The organism is Rhizobium ecuadorense, from assembly GCF_001187535.1.
GTDB classification, from domain to species: Bacteria; Pseudomonadota; Alphaproteobacteria; order Rhizobiales; family Rhizobiaceae; genus Rhizobium; species Rhizobium ecuadorense.
Genome location: NZ_LFIO01000234.1, coordinates 1 through 352, shown reverse-complemented (window position 1 = coordinate 352; position 352 = coordinate 1). Strand labels below are relative to the sequence as shown.

Annotated in this window: 1 protein-coding gene; it reads right to left on the bottom strand. The window is 68.2% G+C overall.

The window, feature by feature from the left end:
* Window positions 1–7 precede the first annotated feature (7 nt).
* A partial coding sequence (locus AF337_RS05740; protein WP_152970918.1) for a transporter substrate-binding protein occupies window positions 8–352 on the bottom strand: 345 nt, incomplete at its 5' end.

Here is a 352-nt window from a genome sequence, read left to right as displayed (position 1 = left end):
GTCTCTCTCATGACACCACCCTCAGCCGCGGCAGGGCCTGTCGGTTGCGGCCGGTCAGATAGGGGTCGGCGGCGAGCGGCGGCCGCGAGGCGACGACATCGAAACCGTTGTCGGCGTTGATCCTGCCGAGATGGAAGGGCAGGGCGGCATGATTGGTCTCGCGGTCGATCGAAAGCGCGCCGAACAGGGTCGGCCAGGATCGATTGTAGAGCTCGCGCCGGACGGCGTCGGGCTCGTCACCGCCGGCAGCGACGATCGCGTCGACGCAGAGCCGGACGGCCGTATAGGCGCTGGCAAAGACGCTGGAGACACGCCGCTCCGCGCTGTGACGCTCAGTGACACGGGCCTTGAA